General features: G+C 67.4%; 2 protein-coding genes. One reads left to right on the forward strand and one right to left on the reverse strand.

Features of this window, described 5'->3' with window-relative positions; all coding sequences use genetic code 11:
• Positions 1 to 446, forward strand: a 446-nt coding sequence (locus AX685_RS11760; RefSeq protein WP_197418584.1) for a sensor histidine kinase, incomplete at its 5' end; no start/stop codon positions are given.
• 49 nt (positions 447 to 495) lie between these two features.
• Here the strand turns inward: AX685_RS11760 and AX685_RS11765 are convergent.
• The coding region (locus AX685_RS11765) for a TonB-dependent receptor (RefSeq protein WP_066488895.1) at positions 496 to 2,861 on the reverse strand (2,366 nt) is incomplete at its 5' end.

Here is a 2,861-nt window from a genome sequence, read left to right on the forward strand (position 1 = left end):
TCGCCGCCGTAGACGTGTCCGCGATCGTCACTGAGGTCGCGGAGGCGATGGTGCCGATCGCGACCGAGGGCGACCGGCGGCTGATCGTGGAGGGCGGGGGCGAGGTGCCCCTGCGCGGCGACCGGCAGCTGTTGAGCCAGGCCGCGTTCAATCTGGTGGAGAATGCGCTGAACCATACCCCGCCGGGAACGACGGTGTGGATCGGCGCCGCGCGAGCCGGCACGCGCGCGATCCTGTCGGTACGCGATGACGGTCCGGGGATCGCACCGGCCGATCGCGCGGCGGCGCTGCGGAGGTTCGGGCGGCTCGACGCCAGCCGGCACCAGCCGGGCCATGGCCTGGGCCTGCCGCTGATCGATGCGGTCGCGCGGCTGCATCGCGGCACGCTCACGCTCGCGGATGGTGCGCCGGGGCTGATCGCGACGCTGGACCTGCCGGTGTCCTGACGTGCAAAGGGGCCCGGTCTTTCGCTGGACCGGGCCCCTTCGTGATCGCCTAGAAGTTCAGCGTGCCTTCGACGCCGAAGGTGCGCGGCGGGTTGAAATTGGCGTAGTCGCCGAGCACCCCGCCGTAGTTCAGCGACCCGTCGTTGTTGACGGTCGGCACCGAATTGGCGGCCGAACGACGGTAGATGTAACTTTCGTTCAGCAGGTTGCGGCTCCACAGCGACACGGTCAGCCGCTGGCCGTTGTCGTTCATCGGAATGTCCGCCAGCGCGATGCGGCCGTTCATGACGAAGCTCTTGTCGGTGCGCGTCGTCTCGTTCTGGAAGCTGTAGACCGGGTCGGCGTAATTGCCGTCCAGGTGGAAGCGCAGCCGCATGTCGCCACTGCCGACCGGCACTTCGTAATCGGCGAAGGCGGAGCCGGCGTTGCGCGGCGTGAACACGACGAACACCTGCGTCAGCGGGCTGCCCGGCAGCAGCGTGTTCGGCGTCGCCGGCACCTTGGTATAGGTGTAGGCGTAGGACGCGCCCAGCGTCAGCCCCTCGGCCGCCTTGACGGTCAGGTCGGCCTCCAGCCCGCGGATTTTCGAGGTGCCCGGGGCGTTGCGCGTGTTCTCGGTATGCTTGGTATAGTTCGGGTTCGCGGTACGCCCGTCCGCCAGGAACGGATTGGTATCGACGAAGTCGAAGTCGATCTGCGTTCCCGTGCGGTCCATGATATAGCCCGCCAGGTTAAGGCGGACGTGCCGGTCGAGCAGGTCCATCTTGGCGCCGACTTCGTACGACTTCACCGCTTCCGGACCGAAGGTGCCGAAGTCGCTCGACCGCGCATTGGCGCCGCCGGCGCGGTAGCCGGTGGCGTATTTGGCGTAGAGATTGACGTTCGGCGCGGCATCGAACGCCACCGTCGCCATCGGATCAAAGCGGCTGTTGTCATAGGTGAAGGTGTACGGCGTCGCGACGCCGGAAATCATCGTCAGCGCGCCGCGGCGCTTGTCCTTGGTATAGCGGCCGCCGAGCGTGATGTGGACGACGTCGAGCGGCGAATACGTCGCCTGCCCGAACGCGGCATAGCTGTGCGCGACGGCGTTGCTGTCACGCTGGCGCAGCCAGTTGGCCATGTTCCACGTCTGCGCATCGTTGATCGTGAAGCCGGTGCCGGTCGCGTTCCACTTGTTGGTGGTGGGCGTCGCCGCGAATTCACGTGCACGCTCGGTGAAATAATAGAGGCCGACCGCGTAATCGAGCTGTGCCGCGCTGCCGACCGCCTGGAATTCCTGGCTGAACTGTGTCTGGCGCAGATACGACAGGCTGTAGCGGCTGAAATTGGTGTTCGGCGCGAAGATCGAGCGGTGCGCGCCGCCCGAATTGTCCCACTGGTCGGTGGTCACGCCGCGCCATGCGGTGATCGAGCGCAGCTGGAGGTGCGGGGCGACATCGTACTTCAGCGTCGCGGCGGTGCCGTGCGTCCGGTCGACGCTGACCTGCTGCGGCACGCCGATGTCGGCGTCGGACATGCGGTTGCCGCCGCTGACCGTCACCAGCGGCGACAGCGGCGCGATGCACGGGTTGGTGGTGACGCCGCTGACCTTCACGTTGCAGGCCGCGCCGTTGAAGGTGAGCACGTTGGCGGCATTGTACGCACCGACGTTGTAGCCGTTGGGATTGTAGGTGACGAGTTGGCTGTAGAAGGGCGTGTTCTCGTCCTTCGCCTGATCGTAGGAGATTTCGGCGGAGACGCCGTCGACCGGTTTCCACAAGGCGGTGATTCGGCCGCCGACGCGCTGATACTGGTTCCAGCCGGCCTGCCCGCTCAGCGGGTTGCGGGTGGTCGGATCCTGATGCTGGACAACGCCGTCCAGCTTGACCGCGACGTTGTGGACCTCCGGCAGGTCTAGGTGCAGTTCGCCGTTATAGCTGCCGTAATTGCCCACGCCGGCGACCGCGCGACCGCCGAATTCGCCCGACGGTCCCTTGGTGACGATGCTGAGCGCGCCGCCTTCGGTGTTGCGGCCGAACAGCGTCCCCTGCGGCCCGCGCAGCACCTCGAGCCGGGCGACGTCGAACAGCGCGGCGTTCAGCCCCTGCGAGCGGCCGAGGTACACGCCGTCGATATAAACACCGACGCCGGTGTCGCGCGCGGTCTGGTTCTGGTCGAACGGCACGATGCCGCGAATGCCGATGGTCAGCGCCGACTGGCGCGCCTCGAACGTGGCGACGCGCAGCGACGGGACGGTGCCGTCGGCCAGGTCGATCAGGCTCTGGACGTGGCGGTCCTTGATGACGGTCGGATCGACCACCGAGATGGCGATCGGCGTGCGCTGCAGATTGGTTTCGCGGCGCGTCGCGGTGACGACGATATCGCCAAGCCCCTGCGCCGGATCGGCGGCGGGCGCCTCGGCGGTCGGGGCCGGTT

This window comes from Sphingomonas sp. CCH9-F2, from assembly GCF_001556735.1.
In the GTDB taxonomy this organism is placed as follows: Bacteria; Pseudomonadota; Alphaproteobacteria; order Sphingomonadales; family Sphingomonadaceae; genus Sphingomonas; species Sphingomonas ginsenosidimutans.